Below are 1,126 nucleotides of genomic sequence, written 5' to 3'. Positions count from 1 at the left end.
CCAGACCACTGGGTTGATAGGCCGGATGTGGAAGCGAGGACTAAAGACTCGTGAAGCTGACCGGTACTAATAGGCCAACAACTTACACCACACAACACACTGCACGCGTCCACTATGTGGTTCCCGAACAACAACCAAAACTTGTTCCAGGAACCAACACAACAAAATAACAACACCACAGTTGTAACCCACAGATTTCCCACCCCCACAGGGGTCGGGTAACAGAGTTACGGCGGTCATAGCGTGGGGGAAACGCCCGGTCCCATTCCGAACCCGGAAGCTAAGACCCACAGCGCCGATGGTACTGCACCCGGGAGGGTGTGGGAGAGTAGGACACCGCCGGACAACCATTAACGGGGAGCCCCGACCAACACAGGTCGGGGCTCCCCGCATTTAACAACCCAAAAGACACAGCTCTCTGCCTGGGGGCGGCGGCTCCCCTGACGGATGAGCGCGGGTGGTGCGAGATAGCTGGGAAGCACCGCGCTTGTGAGACTTGCCACGGGACACCCCAAAGCGGTCCTCAGCGTTCTGTCGCTGCGGCGGGGTCGAATAGAATTGAATCAGATATACGAGTCGGCAGCTGCGTGCTGCTGGCGGCGTGACAACGAAATAAGGGTTATGAGCGACTACGCACGCGCCAGTGGTCGGCTCGCAACAGGAGGAATCCACCATGGCTGAGCACAACGGCGGCAATCGCGGCGGTAATCGCGGAAACTTCGGCGGGAACCGGGACGACCGCGGTTCGTACCGCCCTAACAACAACTCCGGAGGGGACCCTCGTGGGTTCCGTTCGAGGGAAAATCGGGACGGTAATGATCGTCCGGCTCGTGATGGCGAGCGTCGTCCCTTTAACAATGACCGTGGCGATCGGCCTGCCCGTGATGGTGAACGTCGCTCCTTCGGTGGCGACCGCGACCGCAAGCCTTTCGGCGATCGTAATGATCGTCCCGCCCGTGATGGTGAACGTCGCTCCTTCGGTGGCGACCGCGACCGCAAGCCTTTCGGCGATCGTAATGATCGTCCCACCCGTGATGGTGAACGTCGCTCCTTCGGTGGCGACCGCGACCGCAAGCCTTTCGGCGACCGCAGCGATCGTCCGGCCCGTGATGGCGAACGTCGTCCG

1 protein-coding gene and 1 rRNA gene are annotated in these 1,126 nt (G+C 60.7%); one reads left to right on the top strand and one right to left on the bottom strand.

The features are described from left to right. Positions 1–228: 228 nt before the first annotated feature. Positions 229–345: ribosomal RNA gene (gene rrf / locus ACIQH5_RS12210) — 5S ribosomal RNA — on the top strand. 274 nt (positions 346–619) lie between these two features. On the opposite strand, the gene ACIQH5_RS12205 is transcribed toward rrf, so the two are convergent. Continuing rightward, positions 620–1,126: hypothetical protein (locus ACIQH5_RS12205; protein WP_400403514.1), on the bottom strand; the 507-nt coding region annotated here is incomplete at its 5' end.

This window comes from Paenarthrobacter sp. NPDC091711 (assembly GCF_044756605.1).
Classification (GTDB): domain Bacteria; phylum Actinomycetota; class Actinomycetes; order Actinomycetales; family Micrococcaceae; genus Arthrobacter.
Note: the sequence above shows the minus strand (reverse complement) of the source record. Positions and strands in the feature narration are given on the sequence as shown.